Here is a 1398-nt window from a genome sequence, read left to right on the forward strand (position 1 = left end):
GCCGTGCGCGAGCGCGAGCTCGGCCAGCCGCTCGGGCGGCAGCTCCTGGCCCAGGTTGAGCAGGCGGCGGACGTCGGACGGCGAGCGGCCCGCCTCGAGCGCGGCCTCGTCGATGACGGCGTTGCCCGCGCCGATCTCGTCGGTGCTCCGGAAGCGCGGCAGGGAGGGCAGCCAGCCGTCGGCGAGCCGGCCCGTCAGGCGGAGCATGCGCGGCTTGTACGCGCCGAGCCAGATGCCGATGTCATGGGCCGGACGCGGACCGCGTGGCGCGCCGTCCACCTGGTAGTGCTCCCCGTGGTGGTGGATGCCGCCGGGCATGCCGGTGTCCCAGGCGGCGCGGATGATCCGGATGCCTTCCTCCAGCGCGTCCACGGCCTGGCCGGGGGACAGGCGGGGCGCGCCCATGGAGGCGATGGCGTCCGTGTAACCGCCGCTGCCCAGCGCCAGCTCGAAGCGGCCGTGGCTGAGCAGGTCGAGGCTGGCGGCGGCCTGCGCGAGCATCGCGGGCGGACGCAACGGCAGCGGGTGCACGTTGCCCGCCAGGCGGATGCGGTCGGTGGCGGCGGCGACGTAGGAGAGCAGGGTCCAGGTGTCGAGCAGGGCCGGCTGGTACGGGTGGTCCTGGAAGGTGATGAGGTCGAGGCCCGCGCGTTCGGCGAGCTGGGCGAGCGCCACCACGGCGTCCGCCTGCTGGGCGGCCGGCACCAGGTTGGCGCTGAAGAGCAGGTCGTGGCCGTAGTCGGGCATGGGGTGGCTCCTGGGGATCGGCCCTTTAGTTCCTGAAGCGAATAGTTGGTTACGCGAAGCAAATTAGTTCGCCATGCGAACCACTGTCAACTTGGGCCGCAGTCGGGCGGGCGCGACGGAAGGGCCGATCTGGAGGGACCGACTTCGGCCACTTGCCCAGGTCGCTCGACACCGCGTCAGCGGATCGGCGTCCGGCTCGGGCCGGGTAGCTCGGGCCGGGTGGCTCGCGAAAGGTCCTGAACCGGTGCTCGGGCAGCCCTCGGGCACCGGTGCCGGCGTGGCGCTTCGAAGGTTCGCCGCGTGCCGCGTGCCGGGTGTCGGGTGTCGGGGTGCCATGTGGCGGGTGCTGGGTGTCGTTGGCGGGTTGGCGGGTTGGCAGGGCGGCCAGGTGTTGGGTGGCCGGGTGCCGGGTGCCGGGTGGTGGTGGCCGTGGGGGCGGGGCTTGGTCGTCGGCGGGGATCGTCAGGGGGCTAAGGCGGTTTGCAGGAAGGTCGTCAGAGCCCGGGTCACCTCCTCGGGGCGTTCGAGTGGTGGCAGGTGGCCGGTGCCGGGCAGGTCGAGGCGGCGCGTGCCCGGGATGCCCGCCGCCAGCAGGCCGGACACCTCCTGGATGCCGGACACGTCCGACAGCCCGTTGACGACCAGTGTCGG

Annotated in this window: 1 protein-coding gene and 1 pseudogene; both read right to left on the reverse strand. The window is 73.3% G+C overall.

Features of this window, described 5'->3' with window-relative positions:
• Positions 1 to 747, reverse strand: a 747-nt coding sequence (locus FAF44_RS53215) for an LLM class flavin-dependent oxidoreductase (RefSeq protein ID WP_237111122.1), incomplete at its 3' end; no start/stop codon positions are given.
• A 462-nt stretch (positions 748 to 1209) separates the two neighbouring features.
• Positions 1210 to 1398 (reverse strand): annotated as a pseudogene (locus tag FAF44_RS53220) (alpha/beta hydrolase); the annotation flags it as partial.

This window comes from Nonomuraea sp. MG754425, assembly GCF_021699195.1.
GTDB lineage: Bacteria > Actinomycetota > Actinomycetes > Streptosporangiales > Streptosporangiaceae > Nonomuraea.